The organism is Mesorhizobium sp. M0243, assembly GCF_040321775.1.
Classification (GTDB): domain Bacteria; phylum Pseudomonadota; class Alphaproteobacteria; order Rhizobiales; family Rhizobiaceae; genus Mesorhizobium.
In genome coordinates this window covers 14,411-37,490 of sequence record NZ_JAMYSF010000028.1, presented here as the reverse complement: position 1 = coordinate 37,490, position 23,080 = coordinate 14,411, and the positions used below count along the sequence as shown (strand labels likewise).

14 protein-coding genes, 1 tRNA gene and 4 pseudogenes are annotated in these 23,080 nt (G+C 60.9%); 5 read left to right on the top strand and 14 right to left on the bottom strand.

What is annotated here, in order from left to right:
• Positions 1-38: 38 nt before the first annotated feature.
• Entirely contained in the window at positions 39-947 is a 909-nt protein-coding gene (locus NKJ11_RS27425; protein WP_352441087.1) for an AraC family transcriptional regulator, read from the top strand.
• Between the two features lie 27 nt (positions 948-974).
• Here NKJ11_RS27425 and NKJ11_RS27420 read toward each other — a convergent pair whose 3' ends face one another.
• From NKJ11_RS27420 to NKJ11_RS27400, 5 genes are all read right to left on the bottom strand, one after another.
• Positions 975-3,002, bottom strand: coding sequence for an aldo/keto reductase (locus NKJ11_RS27420; protein ID WP_352611467.1), 2,028 nt, complete (start codon positions 3,000-3,002; stop codon positions 975-977).
• Between the two features lie 35 nt (positions 3,003-3,037).
• Entirely contained in the window at positions 3,038-4,132 is a 1,095-nt protein-coding gene (locus NKJ11_RS27415; protein ID WP_352611466.1) for an ABC transporter ATP-binding protein, read from the bottom strand.
• A gap of 8 nt (positions 4,133-4,140) precedes the next feature.
• A complete protein-coding gene (locus NKJ11_RS27410; RefSeq protein ID WP_023809271.1) occupies positions 4,141-4,977 on the bottom strand; it encodes a carbohydrate ABC transporter permease in 837 nt (278 codons plus the stop codon).
• Entirely contained in the window at positions 4,974-5,834 is an 861-nt protein-coding gene (locus tag NKJ11_RS27405; RefSeq protein ID WP_352441091.1) for a carbohydrate ABC transporter permease, read from the bottom strand. Before NKJ11_RS27405 ends, NKJ11_RS27410 begins: the two co-directional genes overlap by 4 nt.
• 150 nt (positions 5,835-5,984) lie before the next feature.
• A complete protein-coding gene (locus tag NKJ11_RS27400) occupies positions 5,985-7,256 on the bottom strand; it encodes an extracellular solute-binding protein (protein ID WP_352794736.1) in 1,272 nt (423 codons plus the stop codon).
• Between the two features lie 85 nt (positions 7,257-7,341).
• On the opposite strand from NKJ11_RS27400, the gene NKJ11_RS27395 reads away from it, so the two are divergent.
• From NKJ11_RS27395 to NKJ11_RS27385, 3 genes and pseudogenes are all read left to right on the top strand, one after another.
• Complete coding sequence (locus NKJ11_RS27395) at positions 7,342-8,235, top strand: helix-turn-helix domain-containing protein (RefSeq protein ID WP_206516848.1); 894 nt, start codon at positions 7,342-7,344, stop codon at positions 8,233-8,235.
• A 321-nt stretch (positions 8,236-8,556) separates the two neighbouring features.
• Positions 8,557-8,632 (top strand) — tRNA-Phe (locus tag NKJ11_RS27390).
• A 212-nt stretch (positions 8,633-8,844) separates the two neighbouring features.
• Positions 8,845-10,154: pseudogene (locus NKJ11_RS27385) on the top strand (tyrosine-type recombinase/integrase).
• Positions 10,155-10,417: 263 nt separating this feature from the next.
• Here NKJ11_RS27385 and NKJ11_RS27380 read toward each other — a convergent pair.
• From NKJ11_RS27380 to NKJ11_RS27340, 9 genes and pseudogenes are all read right to left on the bottom strand, one after another.
• Positions 10,418-11,728 carry a type II toxin-antitoxin system HipA family toxin gene (locus NKJ11_RS27380; protein WP_352794735.1) on the bottom strand — a complete coding sequence of 437 codons (1,311 nt, stop codon included), beginning with the start codon at positions 11,726-11,728 and terminating at the stop codon, positions 10,418-10,420.
• A 12-nt stretch (positions 11,729-11,740) separates the two neighbouring features.
• Positions 11,741-12,037, bottom strand: coding sequence for a helix-turn-helix domain-containing protein (locus tag NKJ11_RS27375; RefSeq protein ID WP_352576291.1), 297 nt, complete (start codon positions 12,035-12,037; stop codon positions 11,741-11,743).
• A gap of 303 nt (positions 12,038-12,340) precedes the next feature.
• Complete coding sequence (locus tag NKJ11_RS27370; protein ID WP_352794734.1) at positions 12,341-12,802, bottom strand: very short patch repair endonuclease; 462 nt, start codon at positions 12,800-12,802, stop codon at positions 12,341-12,343.
• A 227-nt stretch (positions 12,803-13,029) separates the two neighbouring features.
• The gene (locus NKJ11_RS27365; protein ID WP_352794733.1) at positions 13,030-14,694 is read right to left on the bottom strand and encodes a response regulator receiver domain; all 1,665 of its coding nucleotides are present in this window, start codon (positions 14,692-14,694) and stop codon (positions 13,030-13,032) included.
• Positions 14,691-17,651 carry an ATP-binding protein gene (locus NKJ11_RS27360; RefSeq protein WP_352794732.1) on the bottom strand — a complete coding sequence of 987 codons (2,961 nt, stop codon included), beginning with the start codon at positions 17,649-17,651 and terminating at the stop codon, positions 14,691-14,693. The genes NKJ11_RS27365 and NKJ11_RS27360 overlap by 4 nt, the downstream gene beginning before the upstream one ends.
• A 28-nt stretch (positions 17,652-17,679) precedes the next feature.
• On the bottom strand, positions 17,680-18,759 hold the full coding sequence (locus tag NKJ11_RS27355; protein ID WP_352794731.1) for a DNA cytosine methyltransferase: 1,080 nt from the start codon (positions 18,757-18,759) through the stop codon (positions 17,680-17,682).
• 744 nt (positions 18,760-19,503) lie between these two features.
• Positions 19,504-20,717 (bottom strand): annotated as a pseudogene (locus NKJ11_RS27350) (IS91 family transposase).
• Positions 20,718-20,727: 10 nt separating this feature from the next.
• Positions 20,728-21,637: pseudogene (locus NKJ11_RS27345) on the bottom strand (tyrosine-type recombinase/integrase).
• Positions 21,638-21,885: 248 nt separating this feature from the next.
• Positions 21,886-22,683: an ATP-binding protein gene (locus tag NKJ11_RS27340; RefSeq protein ID WP_352794730.1), complete on the bottom strand. Its 798-nt coding sequence runs from the start codon at positions 22,681-22,683 to the stop codon at positions 21,886-21,888.
• Positions 22,684-22,901: 218 nt separating this feature from the next.
• On the opposite strand from NKJ11_RS27340, the pseudogene NKJ11_RS27335 reads away from it, so the two are divergent.
• Positions 22,902-23,012 (top strand): annotated as a pseudogene (locus tag NKJ11_RS27335) (MucR family transcriptional regulator); the annotation flags it as partial.
• Positions 23,013-23,080: the final 68 nt, after the last annotated feature.

The following is a 23,080-nucleotide window of genomic DNA, read 5'->3' as shown; positions in this document are numbered from 1 at the left end:
CGCGACCAGAGAAGGATTATGCTTTCGGGGGTAATTTTGTGCTGCAGGATTTGATACAAAACGGACAGTCCATGCGCACGATCTCGCTGCCGCGCGGCCGCCAGCGCCTGCATGCCATGCCGACGAGCACGGGCTATGAAGTGCGCGAGGACGAGATCTACGACTGGGATGGGCGAAAGCGCGGCCAGACGCCGTTCACCGTGCTCCAGCACACGATCAGCGGGACTGGCCGGCTGCGCTACGAGAACCGCAATTACCGCCTGCAGAAGAACGACACATTGCTGGTGCTGGTGCCGCACAACCACCGCTACTGGCTGGCTGAGGACGAGCGCTGGGAGTATTTCTGGATTTCGATGAACGGCGAGGAGGCGTTGCGCATTCACAAGTCGATCCTCAGCGTCTCGGGTCCTGTATTTCGGCTGCAGCCGGCGACGATCGATCATCTTGCCGATTGCAGCCTGCGCCTGATCAAAGGCGCCGCTTCGCCGGGCGCTGCTTCGGCGATAGCCTACGAGGCTGCGATGGCGCTCTATGACGATGTCTTCGGCTCCCATGCCTTTGCCGAAAAACAGAGCGTTATGCAGCCGGTCATCGATCACATCAACGCAAATCTCGACAAGCCGCTGCCGGTGGCGGATCTGGTGCAGATCAGCGGCCTCAGCCGGGCCCATTTCTCACGCTGTTTTGCTGAAAGCGAAGGCTTGCCGCCTGCCGAGTTCGTGCTGCAGCAGCGTCTGCAACGCGCGGCGAAGCTGCTGACCAAGGCGGATTTTCTGCCGGTGAAGGAGGTCGCTATCCTGTGCGGCTTCGAGGACGCGAACTACTTTTCAAAGGTCTTCCGCCGCTGCTACGGCATCACGCCGAGCCAATTCCGCACCACAGGCATGTACGCCAATTTGCGGACTCCGGCCAGGCGTGGCGTCAGGGCGCCTGATGACGAGACCTGACGCCGCGACCGTTAAGCCGGCAGCCAGCTAGGCAGCGCGCAGACTGCCGCCATCCAGCCATTCGAGATCGGCTTGCGAAAGCGTGATGTCGAGAGCGCGCAGGCTGTCGTCCAACTCATCCAGCGTGCGTGGCCCGATCAGCGGGATGGATGGGAAGGGCTGAGCGAGCACATAGGCCAGCGCAATTTGGATCGGGCTCTTGCCCAGTCTCGCGGCAAGTTCGATCGCCCGGTCGCGGCGACCGAAATTCCGCTCGGAGTACCAGACCCGCACCAGTTCCTCATTGTCTTGCTTGTCCCGACCTGCGCGATCGGTGAAGAAGCCGCGCCCCTGGCTCGACCAGGCGAAATTCGGCATCTGCCTGGATGTCAGCCAGGCCTTCCATGCATCCGTGGAGGACGTGACGCAGCCTGCCCAGATCGGCTCCAGCATTTCAGCCAGCGAGAAATTGTTGGACAGCGCGCCGGGCTTTTGCTTGCCGGTGCGTTCGGCATAGGCGATCGCCTCATCCATGCGTTCCATCGTCCAGTTCGAGCCGCCGAACGGGCCGCGGATGCGGCCGGCCTTGACCTCACGATCCATCGCATCGACGAATTCGCCGACCGGCACATCCGGATTGTCGCGGTGCATGAAGTAGACATCGACATGGTCGGTCTGCAGGCGTTCGAGCGACTGGTCGAGCTGCTTGCCGATCACATCGGGATAGCAGAGCGGTGAATGCGCGCCCTTGGCGATGACCACCGATTGCGCGCGCACGCCACGGTTTTTCAACCACTCGCCAAGCAGCTTCTCGGTATAACCACCACCGTAGACGTAACCGGTGTCGAAGAGATTGCCGCCGGCCTCGAAAAAGGCATCGAGCAGGATCGAGCCTGAGGAAAACGTGCGGAAATCCTCAAAGCCGAGCGCCAGCACCGACGCCGGCTTCGACAGGCCAGGGATCGTGCGCTTGGCGATCGCCGTGCCGCCCGATCGCAAAGGCCGGCCGGAGATGGTGTTGGTACGCTGCTGGGCCTTCTCGATCCCGTATTCGAGGCCGGCGGCCGCCCGCCATTTGTCCAGCACGCGCAACGTGCCGAGGCTTTCCGCCCATGCCATGCCCGGCCAGGCGAATTCTTGGCCGCCGGCGCGGATGGCCTCACCGGCTGCGTCGACCTCGAAGGAATAGACATGGCGCTTCTCGTTGACGCTGATGGTCTCGCGCGTGCCATCGGATGCAATGACGTCGATCTGGCCGAGACCAACGTCGCGGTTGCCGCCGGCGAACCAGAAGTCCGGCACTTCGATGCGGCCTTTGGTGCCGAGGATGCGCAGAACATTGTCCTGGTTGAGCGAGATGCTGCAGGAGGCTTCGGCGACAATGCCACCCGGGAACTGCAGCAGCGCCGAGGCCCATTCGTCGACGCCGGACTGGCCAAGATGGGCAGTACCGACCACCTTGTCAGGCTCGGCGAAGGGTTTTCCGGCCGCGGCGCCGGCAATCAACCGCACCATCGAGACGGGATAGCCGCCGACGTCAAGAATGCCGCCGCCGGCGAGATCGTTGGCGTAGAGCCGGTGCTCCGGCATGAAGCGCGGCATCGCAAAACCAAAGCTCGACTTGATCATTCTGATCTCGCCGATGACGCCCGATCTGATCAGTTCCACCAGCTTCAGCGTCTGCGGATGCAGCCGGTACATGAAGGCTTCGCCGAGAAACGTGCCGGCCTTGCGCGCGGCATGCATCATGGCGTCGGCCTCGAAGGCGGTCAGCGCCAGCGGCTTTTCGCACAGCACATGCTTTCCTGCCTCGGCCGCCTTGATCGCCCATTGCGCATGGCCGGGATGCGGTATCGAAATGTAGACGGCATCGATTTCGGGATCAGCAAGCAGCGCATCGTAGCCATCGAGGATGCGGGCGCGGGGGAAACTCTCGGCGAGGCCAGGCTTGGCGGGATTGCGGGCACCGATGGCGACCAGCTTTCCGGTGCGCGAATCGGCCACGCCACCGGCAAAGGACTGGGCGATGCTGCCCGGTCCGAGGATGCCCCAGCGAATGGGCGTGGTTGCGGTCATTGTCATTCTCCTTGAAGGCTGGAAACGGCGGCCGGTCAGCGCAGCCGCAGTCCTTTTTCGTCGAACAGGTAGGATTTGCGGATTGAAACGGTGATCTCTGATGTGTCGGGGACCTTTGTCGCGTCGCGCTGGATCACCACGTCGTCACCATTGGCCGTTCTTGCGTAGAGGAAACTTGTGCCGCCCAGGTGCTCGACCACGTCGATGGCAACCACAAGGTCGGCGTCGCCCTCTCCGGCATTGCCGAAATGTTCGGGCCGCACGCCGACAATGACCTTGCTGCCGATTTTTGGGCTGCCCATTTCGGGTGCAGCGCCGGTCAGCGGTTGCGTGATGCGGGTCTTCTCCTGACCCGCCAGATCGACCACGACGCCACCCGCATCGTGCCCGACAACCCGGCCCTTGATGAAGTTCATCTTCGGCGACCCGACAAAGCCCGCAACGAACTGATTGTCGGGGTTGTCATAGAGATCGAGCGGCCGGCCGATCTGCTCGATATGGCCGGCGCGCATCACGACGATCCTGTCGGCGAGCGTCATCGCCTCGGTCTGGTCGTGCGTGACATAGATCATTGTCGTGCCGAGTTCCTTGTGCAGCCGGGAGATCTCGACGCGCATCTGGACGCGCAATTCGGCGTCGAGGTTGGAGAGCGGCTCGTCGAACAGGAACACCTGCGGTTCGCGCACGATGGCGCGGCCGATGGCGACGCGCTGGCGCTGTCCGCCGGAGAGTTTTTTCGGGCGCCTGTCCATCAATTCGCTGATGCGCAGGATCTCGGCCGCCCGCGTCACCCGCCGTTCGGTGTCGGCCTTTGGATTGCCGGTCATGCGCAAGCCGAAAGAGAGGTTCTGTTCGACGCTCATATGCGGATAGAGCGCGTAGGACTGGAAGACCATGGCGATGCCGCGGTCGGCCGGCTCGACATCGTTGACCACCTTGCCGCCGATGGCGATCTCGCCGCCGCTGACGTCCTCGAGCCCGGCGATCATCCTGAGCAGCGTCGATTTTCCGCAGCCGGAGGGGCCGACGAAGACGACGAACTCGCCGTCCTTGATGTCGATGCTCGCGCCATGGACGACCTCGAAGACGCCGAAGCGCTTGACGACACTGTTAAGCGTGACCGTTGCCATGCTGCCCCTTACTTGACCGCGCCGGCGGCGATGCCGGCGATGAAATGGCGCTGCAGCAGCACGAAGACGACGAGCATCGGCACCGTCAGCATCACCGCACCCGCCATGATGCCGCCCCATGACACCTTGGTGAGGCCGATCAGCGTGCCGAGCGCTACGGGTGCTGTCATCGAACCCGGCTGGCTGTTGATCAAAAGCGGCCACAGATAATTGTTCCAGGAGGCGAGGAACAGGATGATGGCGAGTGCGGCCAGCATCGGCCGCGCCAAAGGCAGCGCGACGAAGAGGAAGATGCGCCATTCCTTGACGCCCTCGACGCGCGCCGCATCGAAGAGATCGTCCGGCATCATCGAAAAACTCTGCCGCATGAACAGCACGCCGAGCGAATTGAACAGCGGCGGGACGATCAGCGCCACCCAGGTGTTGGCGAGCTTGAAGTCGCGCGCCACCATGATGAATTGCGGGATCAGCACGACCGCATAGGGCAGCGTTATGGTGCCGAGGATGATGGCGACAACCGCGCCCTTGCCGAAAAACTGGTAGCGGGCCAGAGCCCAACCGGCCATCGACGTCAGCAGCACCGACAGGAATGTGTAAGTCACCGCCACCGATACCGAGATGCCGATGGCGCCGACGAAGTTGGTGTCACGCTGCAGATTGTTGAAATTGTCGATGAAATTGCCGTGCGGCAACAGCTCGATGCCGGGGCTGAAGATGCCGTTGTCCGGCATGGTCGAGAACACGACCATCATCCACAGCGGAAACAGCCAGATCAGCGCCAGCGGCGTCAGGAACAGATGCAGAGCGATGCTGCGTCCCAATCTGGCTGCGGAGCGCGAACTCATTTCGGTTCCCTCGTCAGCCACAGCTGCGCCAGCGTGATGGCGATCGCCAGCCCGGCCATGGTGTAGGCGACGGCCGAGGCGTAGCCGAAATTGAGCGACCGAAAGCCCTGGCGGTAAAGCAGCAGGCCAAGCGTCTCGGTGCCGCCGCCCGGCCCGCCGCGCTCGGTGATCAGGAAGGGCTCGGTGAACAGCTGCATGGTGCCGATGATCGACAGCACGAGGCAGAACACGATGACCGGCTTGAGCAACGGCAGGGTGATGTAGAAGAACTGCTTGAGCTTGCTGACGCGGTCGAGCGTCGCCGCCTCGTAGACATCTTCGGGAATGGACTGCATGCCGGCGAGCAGGATGATGGCGTTGTAACCGGCCCAGCGCCAGGTCACCGCGATCATGATCAGCGCCATCGCCGGAGTGACGTTGGAAAACCAGTCGACCTTGGGCAGGCCGATGCTGTTCAGGAGCTTGTTGATGATGCCGAAATCGAGGTTGAACATCAGCCGGAACACCGCCGAATAGGCAACTTCGCCGACCACCACGGGGGCGAAGAAGGCAAAGCGGTAGAGGCCGCGCGCCTTCAAGAGCGGCGAGTTCAAAAGCACCGCCATGACGAGCGCCAGCGAGATCATCACCGGCACCTGGATGACCAGGATGAGCAGCGTGTTCTTCAGGGCGTTGAAGAAGGCCGGATCGCCGATCAACCGGCCCCAGTTGAAGCCGGGCGCGAACCGCCACGGCACGGTACGCGTCGCCTGGAAGGAAATCATGAAGGAGCTGATGATCGGCCATACCCAGAAGATCGCGAAGATCAGCAGATAGGGCGTGAGGAAGCGATAGGCCGTGGCGTTGCGATTGCGCATCTTCCTCCTCCTTCATTTCGTTGCCGCTTCGGCCATGGCCCGCAGCAGCGGAGCCGGTTTGCCAGCAAATACAGGTCCCGTGGGAGAACCCCACAGGCCGCGACCAGGTCCGGGCGGCGCAAACGCCTGTCCCGGACCCGGCTTGGGAGGTTATGACTTGACGGGCAGTCCGGTTGCCGCCGCGATCTGGCTTGCGGCATCGTCGAGTGCCGTCTTGGCGTCGGGGTAGCCGCCGGCCAGATACTTGGTCTGCACGGCGCGGACGATGATTTCGGCGTCGCTCTGGAACTGCGTGCCGCGGCTCGGAACAACCTTCGGCAAGGTGCCGAGAATGTCCTTCCACACCGCCTGGCCGCCCCAATAAGGCAGGCCTTGCGCGACATAGGGATCGTCAAGCGCCGAGATCAGGGACGGCACCAGGCCGAACTCCTTCAGCATCGTGATCTGGCCTTCATTGGTTCCGAGCGTGTATTTCAGATAGGCGTAGGCGGCCTCCTTGTTCTTCGACGCCGAGGTGATAGCCAGTGAGGAACCGCCGAGATTGGCGGCGCGCGGCCCGTCGGCGGTGAGGCTCGGCATCAGATAGACGCCCCATTTGCCGTTTTCACCGGCAGATTCGGTGCGAATGGTGCCCTCATACCAGCCGCCATAGATCTGGGTGGCGACGGTGCCGGCGGTGTTGTTGGTGATCTTGGTGCCCCAGTCGGCCGACGAGATGATGCCGGCGTCCTTCATCTCCTTGACCTTGGTCATGGCGTCGACGCATTTGGGCTGGTTGACCGTGATCGATTGTCCGTCCTCGGAGAAATAGGCGCAGCCCTGTTCGTTGGAGATCATGCGGAAGAATTCCGAGTCACCGTTGAAATCGGCATCGGTCATCGAGACGCCTGGGTTGGCGGCCTGGATTTTCTTGCCGGCGGCGATGAAATCATCCCAGGTCTTGATCGAAGTCGGATCGACGCCGGCCTTTTCGTAGAAGTCGCGGCGATAAAAGGCGGCCACCGGGCCGGAATCCCACGGCATTGCGTAGGCCTTGTCGCCCACTTCCAGCTCGGTGCGCTTGAAATCGGGGAACTTTTTCTGGTCGTCGGCTGTGTAGCCCAGCGTATGCAGGTCGACGAAGCAGTCGGGGAACTGGCTCCAGTAATTCTCGGCCTCACCGTTCTCGACGGTGACGATGTCGGGCAGGCCTACGCCGCCGGCGGCGCAGCCGGCGATCGACTTGTCGTAGGTTGGCTGGTTGCCGAGATCCTGGACCGTGACCTTGACGTCGGGAAATTGCTTGTTGAAGCCGGCAATGGTCGCCTTCAGCGATGAAGCCGCGACATTCCAGCTCCAGATGGTGATTTCGCCGGATTGCGCGAAGGCCGGGGCTGAGCCCAGGGCAAGCGCGAGCGCGGCGCAGGTCATTGTGATGCGCATTGAAATCCTCCCATTTCATTTGCTCTCTCACTGTGAGCGTGGCTAGACTATGCAGTGGGCAAGGCCTGTCGCCGTCAAAGGGAATATGAAATTGGCGGAAAGTAAGATGCCTGAACGGCCGTTCTACCAGCCTGGGGCCAGCAGCGTGGAAGGCCTGCCGCTGCTCCTGCAGATGTTTCACACCAATCCGCTGGTGATGCTCAAGCCGCACTGGCACGCCCAGGTCGAGGTTAATTTCATCGTGCGCGGCAGCGTGCATTACCGCATGAACGACCACGAGATTTCGCTTTCGGCCGGCGAGATGTGCCTGTTCTGGGGTGGCCTGCCGCACCAGATGGACGATTTGTCCGACGACGCCATCTATGCCGGGGCGCATCTGCCACTGGTGCACTTCTTCCGGCTGCACCTGCCCACCGATATAAGGCACCGGCTGATGACCGGCGCGACACTGGTGACATCAGCCACCGACCAGTCCGACAACCATAATTTCGAGCGCTGGAACCGCTACGCCCGGTCCGGCGACCAGGCCAAGGCCGAACATGCCGTCAACGAATTGCTGCTGCGGCTGGAGCGGGTGCGGTTCGAGCCCTACCGGCTGGTATCCGCAACTCCGACCGACCAGGAAACAGGCAGCCCCTTCGACCAGCAATCGTCGCGCAATGTCGGACGCATGTGCGATTTCATCGCCGAAAACTTCCTCTACGACATCGATTGCGTGAACATCGCGGCGGCCGCCGACATCCATCCCAAATATGCCATGAGCCTGTTCAAGAAATCCACCGGCATGACGCTCAACGAGTATGTGAATCTGTTGCGGCTGAGCTATGCGCAGGCGCTTTTGATGCATCAGGACGCCAATGTGCTGCGCGTCGCCATGGATTCAGGCTTCGGCTCGCTCAGCGCCTTCAACAAGTCGTTCCGCAAGCTCGCCGGCATGTCGCCCTCCGATTTTCGCCGCGGCGTGACCGGCGTCAGATAGGCGGCGGCGACCAGTGGCGCGTCTGAGCCGCAAATGCATTGGTGCGCCTCGATCGCCGGCTAAAGGCAGTGCCACGGCATGTCAGCCGGCAATAGCGGCACGGACAGGGATGGCGAAGGCCGCATCGTGCCATGCCGTGCCCGATTCCGGCCTGCAAGCGGCATGGAAACCGGGGCACCGCACGGCATCGCTTTTCCTGCCCGAAATCGCCCACTAGGCGCTGGACAGGCCGAATTCCCGTGCTATAACCCACGCGCTTTCAAGGGGCGCCCACGGCGCCTCGATGAAATCCGGTCAACGCGTTTTCGTTTGCCGGAACAGGCCCAGATAGCTCAGTTGGTAGAGCAGCGGACTGAAAATCCGCGTGTCGGTGGTTCGAATCCGCCTCTGGGCACCATCCCCTCTTCTCCCGACACTCCCTTTCGCCGAACCTTCTACGCTGCAATTTCTGCAAGCGACTGGAATTGTTGATCTTTTGCGGTCGCCTTGCGCAATTTAGCGGGACAGGGAGCGCTTCGGGCGCATTTGGTCCAACGAGGCGGGGGGATGGTATTTCCGTTGGTATTCGACATCCTGATGGTATCTAAACAGCCAAGGGAGACCTGACGAATGCCCCTCTCCGACGTGAAATGTCGAAACGCCCGCCCTGCTTCCAAACTCGTGAAATTATCTGACGGAGGCGGGCTGCAGCTATGGGTACAGCCCACGGGCTCTCGCCTCTGGCGGGTCGCCTACCGCTTTGAGGGCAAGCAGAAACTGCTCGCGCTGGGCAGCTATCCCCTTATCTCTCTCGCCGAGGCACGGGAGGCGCGCGATGATGCTAAAAGGCTCCTGCTAGCTGGCGTCGACCCTGGAAAGGAACGCAGCTTGCGGAAGGCCGATTCGGCTAAGGACTCCTTTCGCGAATCGCGGACGAATATGTCGACAAGCTAAAGAAGGAGGGACGTGCCGACCGGACGATCAGCAAGGTCAAATGGCTGCTCGACTTTGCCTATCCGATTATCGGCGATAAGTGCATTCGGGAGATCGATACGGCCACCATCCTTGCCGCCCTCCGTCGCGTTGAGGTTCGCGGTCGATACGAGTCGGCCAGGCGACTGCGCTCCACCATCGGCAGCGTGTTTCGATACGCAATCGCCACCGCACGCGCCGAGACAGATCCGACCTTCGCCCTCAGAGGCGCACTCATCAGTCCGACGGTAACGCCTCGCGCCGCGATTACCGATCAGAAGGCCTTGGGCGGTTTGCTGAGGGCGATCCATGCATTTGACGGACAGCCTACAACCCGAGCCGGTCTGAAGTTGATGGCTCTGATGTTTCCCCGCCCCGGCGAGCTTCGCTCCGCTGAATGGGAAGAGTTCGATTTTGAAAGCTCGGTATGGACCATCCCTGAAGCACGCATGAAAATGCGACGTCCGCACCGCACACCCCTGTCAAAGCAGGCGATCAGCGTCCTGACTTCACTGAGAGAAATCTCTGGTGATGGATCGCTGCTGTTTCCTAGTGTTCGATCGGCTTCGCGTCCGATTTCCGACAATACCCTTAACGCCGCACTGCGTCGTATGGGTTACAGCAAGGAAGAAGCTACCGCGCATGGTTTTCGAGCAACGGCATCAACTCTGCTGAACGAATGCGGCAAGTGGCATCCGGACGCGATAGAGCGGCAGCTGGCCCACATCGAGAACAACGACGTTCGGCGCGCCTACGCCCGGGCAGAGCACTGGGACGAGCGCGTCGAGATGATGCAGTGGTGGGCCGATTATCTGGATGAACTCAAGAGCAAAAACCTGCGGGTGATCTCAATCGAGGGACGCCGCAAGCCTGCTGTCCACACACCAACGCGACCATCCACTTTGAACCCAACAGCCGCCGTTCATCAAACGCCGATACAAACCTCCAACCGGCGGAAATCATACTGACCGTCGAAAAACGCCACAACTCGACGCCAAATCGTAGGCCCGCATTGTCAGATTTTCCGGAGAGAAAGTTGACAGCGTTCGGCGGGAAGCTGCCGTTCTGCAGCCGACCCCATTTCCGTCATTCAAGCTGCCGATGGCCGGTTCCGAAACCGGCCATCTACCCGGCCCGGGGCCGCGCGCTATTAGAGCGAGAATCCCGTGGGCAGTGTGCGGTCCGTCCATTTCGCCGGCATAGTCCGTGGATCCGCTATCCCCGCCCGACTTTAACCTCCACAACCTTCCTCTCCATAGATCCGGGACAAGCCCTTGATGCGCGTCGCGATCGCGTCGACGAGGCGACAAACGATCTCATGGATGATCCCCTCCTGGCGAAGCTCTTGGGCGCACTCCGATGCCATATCGGGCATCACCGCGAGCTGATGGCGGATGGTCCGCACCGTGTACTCGCCGCCAACCTTTGCTGAGGACGCACAGCGCCCCCAGTGGCGCGGCATGATCTCCTCGATGGGATAGACTCTGTCGATCTTCATCGCCAGTTTAAGGTCGCGCATCTCAGATTGGATCTCTCCCCCGAGGTGCGGCAGAATGGAGGAGATGTCGTAGAGCGGAGCTAGGCGGGCCTCGCCCTGGGCACCGAGCAGTATCGAGTAGTTCTTTGCATGCGCGTCCGTGCCGACGATGATCCAGTTGAAGACGTTCGCGGCCATGAAGATCTGACGGTCTTGGACGGGGTCGAGGGAGGCCGACAGCACCCTTCTGGAGATCGTCGTGATACCTGGCCCACCCTGGTTCTCGTACTTGAGCGTCGGCATCACCGACAGGGCCTGGCACATGTCCTCCTGATGGATGCGGATGGTCTTGCCCTCGATGTTGCGGCGGTCGTAGCGCTCGATAACGATCGCCTTTTCGCCTGCGAAGTCGAGAACCTGGCTATGTGCAGCGTCCATGCCGAGCTTGGATGCAAGCTGCAGGCAGAAATGCTCGTTCTCGGTATGCCCGTGCAAGTGCGGCAAAGGCGGCTTGAAGATGTGTGTCGTGGGTGTGTCGCCTAGAGGGATCCCCCAGCGATTGCTGCCCTTGTCGAAATGGAACGCCGTCTTTGCCTGCGCACCAGCGAGACTGAACTGACCAGGATCGCCAATTCGCCGGGTCGCTGCACCATCCTTGCGCAGGTCGCGCAGGCGGTCGCCGATCTGCGCCTCGGTGAGCAACTCCACGTTCTCGCCGCGGGAAACCTGGTCGCCACGAGGAAGGAACTGGACGGCGCCGGCGCAGTCGCGGCCGACATTCTTGAGCAGGGCAAACGGGTTTCGCGCGGAGACCTGGAACCTCTGCGCCCATCTGGCGAGGGTCTGCTCATTATCCGGCAGCAGACCCCAGAGGAATGCCTCGACGACCTTGCCCTCGTATGTCCTGGTGATCGTCGGCATGGACAGGGAGAGCGGGATCGCCACCCGGCCCTCCATCCATGCCTCGTGATAGGAAAACGAAAGCTTGCCGCCCTGCAGGTGGTGGAGCCACCCAACCAGTCTGCCAGCGATATAGACGTCGAGGGTGTCGATGGGGTTCACCATGATCATCGTCACCTAGAGCTTGTAGGGAATCTCGTCGTCGTCATCGTCGACATGCCGTTCATCGGCATTATGATGATGATCAGCAGCCGACGTCGGCGCCGGCGGGATCTGAAAGTCCAGCTCCACACCAAGCGTGGTCAGCGCCAGCAGCACGTTGCCGATCTCGGCGCTGGGCTTGCCGTTCTCGATCCACGACACCCACGTCTGCGTGGTGTTGATCATCTTGGCCAAGGCAGCCTGGGACAGGCCGCGCCGGGTGCGGGCCTCCTTGATCAGGATACCAATGTCGCGAGCTGTTCTGATCTTCATGGCCTATATGATTTTTCTGCCTGAGCTAGCCCGATATAGGACCCTATATGACGGGTGTCAATATACGCTGGTATATCAATTTACCGCTATATATAGGTTGCCATATCGGCAGTCCCCATATACGAGCCGATATAAACTGCGCCATGCAAACATTTTCGGCATGTGCGATCAAACCTTTCGACACGGTACCATCGAGAATGACCGCGCGCTGGTCGAGAACTGGAACGACGTTGTTGGGCCGGGAACGGACCGTCCCCATTTGGAGGAGATCGCAACAAGCTGTCGTTAGGCAGCTGACTCTGATCAGAGGCGAGCGCTTTCACTACCAATCTCGAGCAGGTCTTCACAATCATGTAGCCAAGCTGACAATGTCGCGACAGAAACTTCAACATCTGCAGCTGTCCTGAGGGCGCACTCCCAGACGATGGCGACCCGCCACTCCATTTCCCGGAGCACGGTGACCGCTGCAGCATCACGACGCACATTTTTGGCAAATTTCTCCTGCCAGAATTCGGGACGTGTCGCGGGCATGGTCGCATAACGGCATCCGGGGTGGCGATGCCAGAAGCAGCCATGAACAAAGATGGCGGCGCGAAAGCGAGGCAGGACGACGTCTGGATTGCCCGGCAATTCCTTCGCGTGGATTCGGAATCGCAGCCCTCGTGCATGCAGCGCGGCACGCAGGCGACGCTCCGGCCGCGTGTTCCTGCCGCCGATTCCCGCCATCATGCGCGACCTTGTATCGTTGTCGACGATATCGATCATTTGACGCCTGGATTTATTGAGGCCGCCTACCGGGCTTGGGACAACTTCACAAAGCAGCCCTAAACCATTACCTCAAGGGCTGCAGAATGGGCCTGCACCGGTCCCCAACTGGAGCCGGTGGCTATTGCGGAGTGCCCTGCCTGCCTGCTGACCCCTGTTTCGCACTAGCGCCGGCATTGATCAAGCAAATGCGTGGCCTTCTCACGTAGGACGCTCGATCGCCGCCGTCAGTCTTGTCGATCGGCCTTCAACCTGAGCCATTCCGCCTCGATGACGCCCACTCGCGCGAACGATGTGCCGATGTCCTGAGCGATACGCTGGGCATGAGCCGGTTTGAGCTGCGCGATCCACTGCGGGTCCCTACTCTTTCCGGTAAAAGCGAAATCCTTGCCGCCACCGGCGGTCACCATGCGCTGGTCACCGGCCTGAAAATCATCAAGCCATAGCTGATCACGTGGCTTCCCCAGGCTGAACAGTTCGACGAAGCCCTCTTTTGCCGGCAATTCGACCACGATGCCCTTGCCCTGACCTTTGCCGACACTAGGTCGAAGGTCCCAGAACGGGAACTGGTACCAAGCGCCGGGCTTCAGCCGGACACAGTCACAGAGCGGCATCAGACATATCGCATACCGTATCTCATCGGGCTTGCCTTCCACCGGCTTGGCGTACCGCACGATAGTCCCGAAATCGAGGTATCGATCCTTACCGTATTGGGTCCGAGAGGCGTAGAGGGCGGCCAATCGTTGCGCCGCGAAGGCTTTCCCAGGGTCGAGCTCGTCGTGGAGATCCTTCAGCTGCTTCGGGTTCAGCTCAATTTCCTTGCGAACGTGAACCGGCCCCTCCTTCAGAAGCTTAATAGGGTACTCACCCGGCTTGGTCGCCGCCTTGGCCTTGGTCACCCAGGCAGTTCTGATCGTCATGGCGTCGATCGCGTCCTCGGCAATCTTGGTAGCATCGGTCAGACTGATGCTGGTGTCGATCATGACAGCGAGCGCTTCCTCGGCCAGGAGCTCTGGAATCTGCTCGAAGGCATCGTCACCGGGATAGATGAGGCCACGGTGGGTGAGGAATGCGCCGTCCATATCCTTGCGGAACTTGTCCAGGATCTTCTTGGTATTGGTCCGGACGCTCGCCAGCCCGTGCAGGGCCATGGAGGGTAGGATACCCTCGTGCATACGCGCGAATTCGGTGATAATGCGGTCTGCTAGGTCGACTTCCTTCACCTCGGCCTTATTCTGATCAGCCGGGCGTCCGGTGGTCGACGGTTTGCCGAGAACGATGATGCGCGACGACCCGGCATTCAGGTCGAAAGGACCGTCAGTCTTGATGTCGAGCCCTTGCTGTTTGAGTGTGTCATACAGCTGAGAGGCGACATGTTGAAGGTTGGGGGTGGAGGTGTAGACGGCGCATAGTCTCACGTGATGCGGCACCGTAGTCTGAGCCGCCGTCATGAGGTGGCCAAGCAATTCGATGACCTTCTTGCCGGGCTCGCCGTGAAAATCCCAATCTAGGATCACAGCATCGGCGCGCTCGCATAGCTTAAAAATCTCCGATTCCGGGTCGGTATCGAAATTCCTCGACGGCTCGTAAAGGGCGCAGACCATACGCTGCCTGGCAAAGCTCTCCACCAACTGCTTCGGATGGTACAGGCCGCCCGCCGGATCGACTGTCTTGACCGCCTTCTCGTCATCCGCTGGCCGTGCCGCATGATCCGCCGGTTCGGAAGGCTGCATCACCTTGGCGTAAACCTGCATACGCCGGGGGCCGATATCGCCGACTTTGACGTCTTCTGTCGCCTCGCGCACGGGCACATATATCTCGTCATCAACGAACACCACGCTTTGCAAGTATTTGCGCGCGGCGGTCAGAGCGAATTCCTGTGCTGACGTCACTTACGGGCCTCGATGTTCTTAATGCTGATGGCGAAGGTGATGGCGTAGTCCGCCCGCGGCGGTTCGCTCAGAGCCAGGGACAACCCTTCGGCTTCGAGGGCTTTGGCGGAGATGAACAGGCCGAGACCCCGACCGCCGGTCTTGCGACTGAAACCCCGCTCGAAGATGCGCTGGCCGTCAACCGGCTCGATCGCTGGCCCGTTGTTCGAAATATAAATCCCATTCGCATCCGCATGGAGCTCGATCCGTCTGTCCGAGGATACCGAGTTCAACCAGTGGAGGGCGTTGTCGACTATGTTGATGACCGCCGGATACAGCGTCGAAGGGTAGCACTCGACAACGGCATCGACGAACGCGTCCGTGGGGATCAATTCTACCTTGTGGCGTTCGAGCCGGTTGGCGAATAGGTCGTTGCAGTAGTTCAGAATTTCGCGCCCGTCGATCCTTACCGCCGCTCGTTGCAAGCGGCGTTGCAACGGAGTGAACAAATTCAGATGTCCGTCGAGGTGCTCGAAATTGGATCTGATCGACTCGTAAAGCGGCCGCAAGCCGTCGCTTCGGCGTGAAATCTGGCCCAGTTCCTGAATGCTTCTCCGGACGCGTTTAATCGAGGCGGCGAATTCGTGGTTGATGATGGCGACGGCCAGGCCTAGCTGAACCATCTCGAAATCCTCGTCGGCCTGCTCTTCGAGCGCCAACATCCGCTCTTCCATTGCCTGCATGACCTGCGCCGGTTCCTCACCGTCGGAGGCCCGCAGGTTTTCGGCCAAGGAAGCCAGCATATCGCGCGCAGCCATCAATGCATCGCGATGGCGCCCTTCAATTTCCGTCAGTTGGTCTTCCCAACGGCGTCTCATTTCGTCGATGCGCTCGGGGTCCATACCCGCGAGATCAGTTCGATTGAGGTCCGCCTCGATGGCACGAACGGTTTCATCGAGGGCCAGGCGGGCTCGCTCGGTAATCGTCAAAACGGTCTGTCGTGTATCGGCCGCTGTGGCGTTGGCCTGACGGCTCGCTTCGGCCAGGTCTTTCTTGCGTTCGTTGGCGAGCGACTTGATTCGCTCCTCGAGCCGCTTGCGCTGGTCGACATAGACCCGTGCCTGTTCGGCTACCGCGCCGAGCGTTCTGGCGACCTGCTGCTCGAACGGAGCGAACACTTCGGCCTCAAGGCGTTGCCTCTCAAGGGCATAGCCATCCCAATCACGCTGCAGTTCCTTACCTAGAGCCACGCCGGCGGGTCGTTTCTTGGTGTATTTCTGCCTCAGCTCGGAGATCGACTTGATAGCTTCCTGCTCTGCGCGGATAAGCGCAGTTGCGGCTTTATCCTGATCGGGAAGTTTGGCAGCTGCGTCCATGCGCGATTGGGTCAGGTGCATCAGGTTCGCGACTTCCGACGTCGGCAGGCCTGAACGAAGGTCCTCCGAAAAGGCGTCCAGGGAGTTGGCGAAGTTCCGCCTCTTCGTTGCCGACCGTTTCTGCTGGCGCTCAAGGGCGGCGGAACGCTTACGGATTTCGCCTTGGGCCGTTTCGAATGCTTCGGCATTGGCACCCGATTTTCTGAAGAACTCGGCGGCCAAGTAGATCAGTAGGTTGATCAGGATGTCACGGATCTGCCGGTAGGCTTCATTCTGCTGGAACCCCTCACGTCCGGCCTTTTCTTGCAGTTCGTAGTTATCGGCGCGGGTCAGCTGAACCGCACCGAACATGCGCCTTGCCGAAAAGAAATAGTAGCCCGCGCCCTTGTTCCGGCGCTTCTCCGTATCGATCCAGTCGAACGAATAGTCGCCGTAAGGCAGAATTCTCACGCCGTCCCGATAGACGTAGAGACCGCCCATATGGTCCAGCTTGTCGTTGAGCGGATGATAAATCTCGGGTGGAAGCAAGGATTCCGTCGGTCGTCCCATGAGGTAGCCGAAATTGATTGCGAAGGGGCCGCACTTCGTCATCCGCCCGTTGGCGGCGCCCCATGGAATGACAAGATCATAATCCTTGTCGTAGACCCGCAGCATTCCCTTAAACTGGCCGAACGCATCGACCCTGCCGTCCAATAGGTGATCGGACAGTTCGAGAAGCTCGTGCCGAGAGAAAAAAGTTTTGGGGTCGAGAAGTTCTTCGCCTGCCGTGTCGCCTCCGCGCCAGCGCCGGAATGAAGTGGTCAGGCGAGGCGAGCTGTCTTCCGCGAACACCGCGTCGGAGAATCCGAGGAGTTGCTTGCGGAACCCGTAATCGTCCTCACGCTCTTCGTTGGCTAGATCCAGCTTGATGACGGGATTGCTCGGGGCAATCAGAAAATGTGTGCCGAGCCCGCCCGCATCCAATGTGAGATGGTCGTCCTCAGTCTCTTTTAGATAACTGTACACGCTGCCGAGATCTGGTTGGAAGCCCTCGATATCTGAGATGATCCGATCGACATCCGCATCTGGATGGTCAGCATGAATTCTACGCGCGCAGTCAATGAGTTGCCTGCGCATGCATTCGAGCACGTCTACACTCGGCAAGCCGCCGCCGACAACCGTTTCGACGGGCACCTCGATCTCCTCGAGGTTGAGGCCGGGAATCTCAAATAATCCCCAGTGCAAGAGGCCCGCAACCAGGTCATGCGTACCATCGGCACGTACGGCCCGGGTGAGGACGAGGGTCTGTTCGCCGAGCAAGGCGATGGCCAGTCGCCCGATGCCTTTCTCGCCGGTGATCGGTCTGGGCCACGCATCCGTTGGCCGATAGGGTGGGGTGCTCGCGATCGCCTTGCTCTCCGTCCCGAGGACCAACCACTTGTTGACGAAATCGGCCTCTGTCATTCCGATGCCGTTGTCGCGCACGATCAGGAAGCCTTCACCGTTCGCGCCGAAATCCTCGAAGAAATCGACGGCGATCCGTTCGGCGTAGGCGTCATGGGCATTCTTGAACAGTTCGACCAAAGCGTTTTGTACGCCGGCAATCTGTTGCCTGCCTAACATGTCGACCGCACGTGCGCGCGTCTGGATCCTAGCCATTGCGGACCGAAATCAGGTGCTCGCCGATACGCTTCGCCAGCGCCGGTGGCACAGCGTTACCGATCTGGCGAGCCAAGCCATTGAGGTTCTTTGAATAGAACTTGTAGTCTCTCGGGAAGGTTTGAAGAACGGCGCCCTCCCTAACGGAAATGGCTCGATTTTGCTCGGGGTGACCGAAGCGGCCATTGGAGAGACTAATAAAGCGGGTGGTGATTGTAGGCGCAGGACGATCCCACGCCATCCGCCCGTAGACATCCTTGAAGATGTCGTCACGACCACGATAGGCGTCGATCTGCAGCTCAGGATCCTTGGACCAGGCCGATCTGTCGCCTCCAGACGATGGCGTCATGGCAATCCGTCTGACATTTAATTCCGAGAGCGCAGCAGAGCTGTGGTTGAAGATTGTGCTATCGCGGTGCCCAGGCCCGATCGGTGGGAAGCCTTTGTCCGCGCCGATGAAGTCCGCTACCGTCAGCGAGGTGGTTGCATCGACCGAAGTTAACGGCGCGACCTCGGAGAAGCGTGACGCGATCAGCAGGTATCTCATCCTATTTTGAGGGACACCGAAGTGGGCTGCATTTACTATCCCGTCCTGCATACGGTAGTCGAGGTTGGTTAGGAATTCGATGAAGCCATGCAGAATGCGATTGTCCTTGCGGCGATAGAGGCCGGGGACATTTTCAACTATCACGAAGGCAGGTCGAAAGTGCCTAATGAATCGTTGGAATTGACCTAACAGGAATGCCGTCTGAACCGACTTTGTCCTATCGGTTGGGATCTTTGACCAGAACTGGCAGGGACTACAGCCGCTGAACACGAGATCTGGATCGTCCCGTTCTAGGCCCAACCGGCGACCGAGTTCGGGGGCGGTCAGTGTCGTGATGTCGTGGCGGATATACTTGGCGCCAGGGACATTCGCTTCATAGGTACGCTTACAATCGACGGCGTTGTCGACACCACCAAGCACTCGGATGCCGGCCTGCGAGAGACCGAATGACATACCGCCCGCACCACAAAAGAAATCCACCGCCCTAAGCCCATCACGGGCGGAGACTGAATCAGTATCTGACATATTCGACCGACAACTCAAAAATCATCAAGGGCCAAGGACATGGCTCGGGATCTTGGTAACAGAACAGAGTGAATTTTGCCCTACCTCCCGCGTCAGCGGATGCGCAATCCGCAAAGAACACATCTAATGTATTCACCCCACCCCCGATATCGTGGCCTGTTTCGAGAATCGATTGGCCGAGCAAACCGCTGTCGCAACGACAATAGATCGTAAAAATCCGCCAACCGGAAGATCGAGTGGCGAGATTAGTCGGCGCGGACCGATGTCCGCCGGCCGCACGAAAAAGCAAACGCTACTAAATTCCTGCACCGTCTTTTTCCTCATGGGGCGCAAAGCTGACCTCAGCCAGGCCAGCAGAATGTCCGCTTCCAGGCGAAGGTAAAATTTGTCTCTATGACCGACATTGTGTAGGGTTACGGATGCCGGCCAACAACGTGTTGGCTTGGCGCGAGGGCCGGCGTCCGAAAGCCTCCAGGGAAAGAACCCGCGGGATGGAGGCTCGGTTTCGGCGCTATGGGGATTTGACGGTTTCGCTTGGTCCGCGGTGGGTGCACTGATGCGCCTGACAGGTGGGACTGCTCAGGTTGACGGGCGCGCGCGGCCGGCCGAGGCGACGCATGATGCGGTGTGGCGGTTGAAGAGCGGGCGATTTCGGTGCGGTTGGGCGGCGGCGCGCGAAGCCGTCCATCCGGGGACGATAAGGTCCCTCGGCAGAGATGATGCGCGGTGATGAGCGGGGCCCGGTCATGATGCTCGGGCTTCGCTTGTCGAGCTGCCGGACGGGGGTGCTCTGGCATCGCTGCCGCGCTCGAAGGTTTCGATGATGATCATGCGACCGCCGCAGCACGGACATGGCGGCCGCCAGTCGGTTGGGGCGGTCGCATCGGCGCTATTGGATCCGCCGCATTCGTCCTTGGGCTGGGGTGCGGCGAGCAGTTCGCGAGCGCGCGCGATGTTGGCCTTGCGGTTGGCGCTGGCAAGCAGCCCATAGTGGCGGATGCGGTGGAAGCCCTTGGGCAGGACATGGAGCAGGAAGCGGCGCATGAACTCGGCCGGCTCGAGCGTCATGGTCCGGTAGCGCTCCTCCCCGTTGCGACGGTAGTCCTTGACGCGGAACGTCACGCCGGCCTCGTCGAGCGCGATCAGCCGGCTGTTGGAGATGGCGACGCGGTGGGTATAGCGCGACAGGTATGCCAGCACGGCCTCGGGTCCGGCGAAGGGTGGCTTGGCGTAGACGAACCAGTTCTTCCGTCTGAGCGGTGCCAGGAAGGCAGCAAAAGCGCGGTGGTCGCAAAGGCCAGCATTGTCGCCGAAGAACCTCAGCCGGCCGGCGGCATGGGCATCAGTAAGCTTCGCCAGCAAGAGCCGCCGGAACAGTTTTGAGAGCACGCGCACGGGCAGGAGGAAGCCGGGCCGGCAGGACACCCAACGCTCACCTTCGAGCGAGATGCCGCCGCCGGGCACGATCATATGGACATGCGGATGATGGGTCATCGCCGAGCCCCAGCTATGCAGCACGGCGGTGATGCCGATGCGGGCGCCGAGATGTTTTGGATCGGCCGCGATGGTGAGCATCGCTTCCGAGGCGGCGCGAAACAACAGGTCGTGGATCACCGCCTTGTTGGGATAGGCGATATCGGCGATCTCGGCCGGCAGGGTGAAGACGACGTGGAAGTAGCCGACGGGCAGCAGCTCGGCCTCGCGCGCGGCAAGCCATTCCCTGGCCGCCGCGCCCTGGCATTTGGGGCAATGTCTGTCGCGACAACTATTAACGGCGATCCGTCTGTGGCCGCAGTCCTCGCAGGCCTCGACATGACCGCCGAGGGCTGCGGTGCGGCAGGTCTCGATCGCCGACATCACCTTCAGCTGGCCGAGGCTCAAGTGGCCGGCCTGGGCTGCGCGCCAGGCGCGCCGTGGCGATGGAAGATGTCGGCGACCTCCAGGGACGGGCGGCGCACCGCCGCCGCGTCAGCCGTCCGGTCTCGTCTCCTCGTCTGTCTCTGCCTGCAGCGTGATCCGGTCGAGCGGGCTTATCACGGTGTGGATCGTCTTGGTGGCCACGTGCGCATAGAGCGCGGTGGTATTGAGCCGGGCATGTCCGAGCAGGACCTGGATGACGCGGATGTCGACGTCCTGCTCCAGCAGATGTGTGGCAAAGGAATGTCTCAGCGTGTGCGGCGTCACCCGCTTCTTGATCTCGGCGGCCTCGGGTGCCGCATGAACGGCGCGGTTCATCTGCCGCGTGGAGAGCGGCGGATCGGGTTGCGGCCCGGAAACAGCCAGCCCCGCGGCAGCATCACGCCGCGGCGTTTGCCCTCGCGCCACCAGGTGCGCAGCAGGCCGAGCAGTTGCGGCGACAGCATGGCGTGGCGGTCCTTGCCCCCTTGCCCTGCTCGACGCGGATCAGCATGCGCGTCGAGTCGATATCGGTCACCTTGAGCGCCACGATCTCCGAGACCCGCAACCCGGCGCCGTAGGCGGTGCCGAGGGCGGCCTTGTACTTCGGACCCGGTGCGGCTTCGAGCAGCCGCGCCACCTCCTCGACGCTCAGCACCAGCGGCAGCTTGCGCGGCTCGTGGATGATCGTGAGACGGCGGGAAAGATCGGGCCGGTCGAGCGTCACGGTGAAGAAGAAGCGCAGCGCCGAGACCGAGCTGTTGATGCCGGGCGGCCGCATGCCGGCTTGCGTCTGGTGCAGTTGGAAACGGCGAAGATCCTCAGTCGTTGCCGTGTCGGGCGAGCGCCCGATGAAGGCTGCAAACGCCTTCACGCAACGGATATAGTCACGGCGCGTATCCTCGGTGAGGCCGCGCATGGACATGTCTTCGATCATGCGCTCGCGAAGCGCGCTGCTGGATGGATGCGTAGGGACGGTCATCGGATGCTCCTCTCAAGCTGAAGGTTGACACTTCATGCTCGGAGGCCGATGGCCGTCCGTCACCCCTGATCGATCAAAGCCTCACCGACGCTGCCGACGAAGCACACACCCCAAAGCCCGCGCCCCTCCCGCGAGCGGGTTCGTTCTCTGGCGCAAAGCGGACGCGAAGGCCGGCGCTTGGAATGTCGATTAGACTAGCTAAGGTAAAACATCGAACGGCACGGTATGTCAGCAACGCAAGTATAATCTCATCCGAGATTATGAATCGCTACGCCAGGCACAACAGTCTTGGCGATCTCGCACAGGTGCTGATGATGCGTGAGGTAGATTACCTGACCGGCACTCGCCATCTCTCCAAACAACCGGAAAACCTCCTCTGACCGGAAATGGTCGAAGGTTTCCGTGATGTCGTCGGCAATGAAGGGCACGGAGGGCCGAAACTGTGCGAACTCGTAATATCCTGCAAGCCGCAGGGCCAGATAAAGCTGAAAACGCGCGCCCTTCGACAGCCCGTCCGCGACCTTGGACTGCCCGTCGCGCTGTAATGCGATGAGCACTTCGCCACCCTTGACCGGTTGGGTTGTCAGGCCTGAGTACTGGCCACGCGTCATAAGCGCGAAAGCGTCGGATGCCCGCGCCATCATTCCGGATCGATGGCGCTCCCGATAGACGCGCAGAGCGTTCCCGGCGGCCATGACGCCCAATTTCAGCTCGATGTAGCGGATGGCCTTTTCTTGGATCTCCAGAAGGACTGTGCGTCGTTCGGCATCTATGCGGGCAACAGCGCTGTCGCCGCCGATATCGTCCAGCTTGTCGGCCGCTCGCGTCTGCCGAATGAGTTGTTGCTGTATCGCTTCGACAAGATCCCGAAGCCGTTGCTCGCCTTCAGCCTTCTCGATGGCCAGGCTATTCAGATCGAGAACATCCAATATCGAACGCGCCTGCTCGAACCCTTCCACCGCGAGCTCGGCCGACACCTGTTCCTCGAGTTCGGCGACCGTAGCGCGCAGACGATCCCTGTCGCGCAGGAGTTCGTCTCGTTGCACGACTTCGGATAAGGTGGATACGCCAAAGACGCTCAGGACCTCGTTCTTGCTGCGCTCATGGCCGAAATTTCAGCATCGAGGATCTCGCGACTATCCTGCAATCGCTTCAGGTCGTTGGCGAGGTTTGCTTTCGCCTCGCGCGTACGATCGGCACGCTCCAGGCGCTCGGCAAGCCGGATTGGCCTGCTGCCGGTTTCGTGGACACCGAGATAAGGTGCCTGGCGAAGGACTATCCCATGGTCGCTCCGAACTATTCGGCCGCCCGATCAGCGCTGGCAAAATCGTTAGGTTTGGGAAGGAAGGCTGCTCCGGCCAAGAAACCTTCCTAAAGCGTAAAGCGAAAGCCTGATCTCAAATTGTGCGAAACGCTCGCTGGGACCGGCGGCAACGCGGTCAG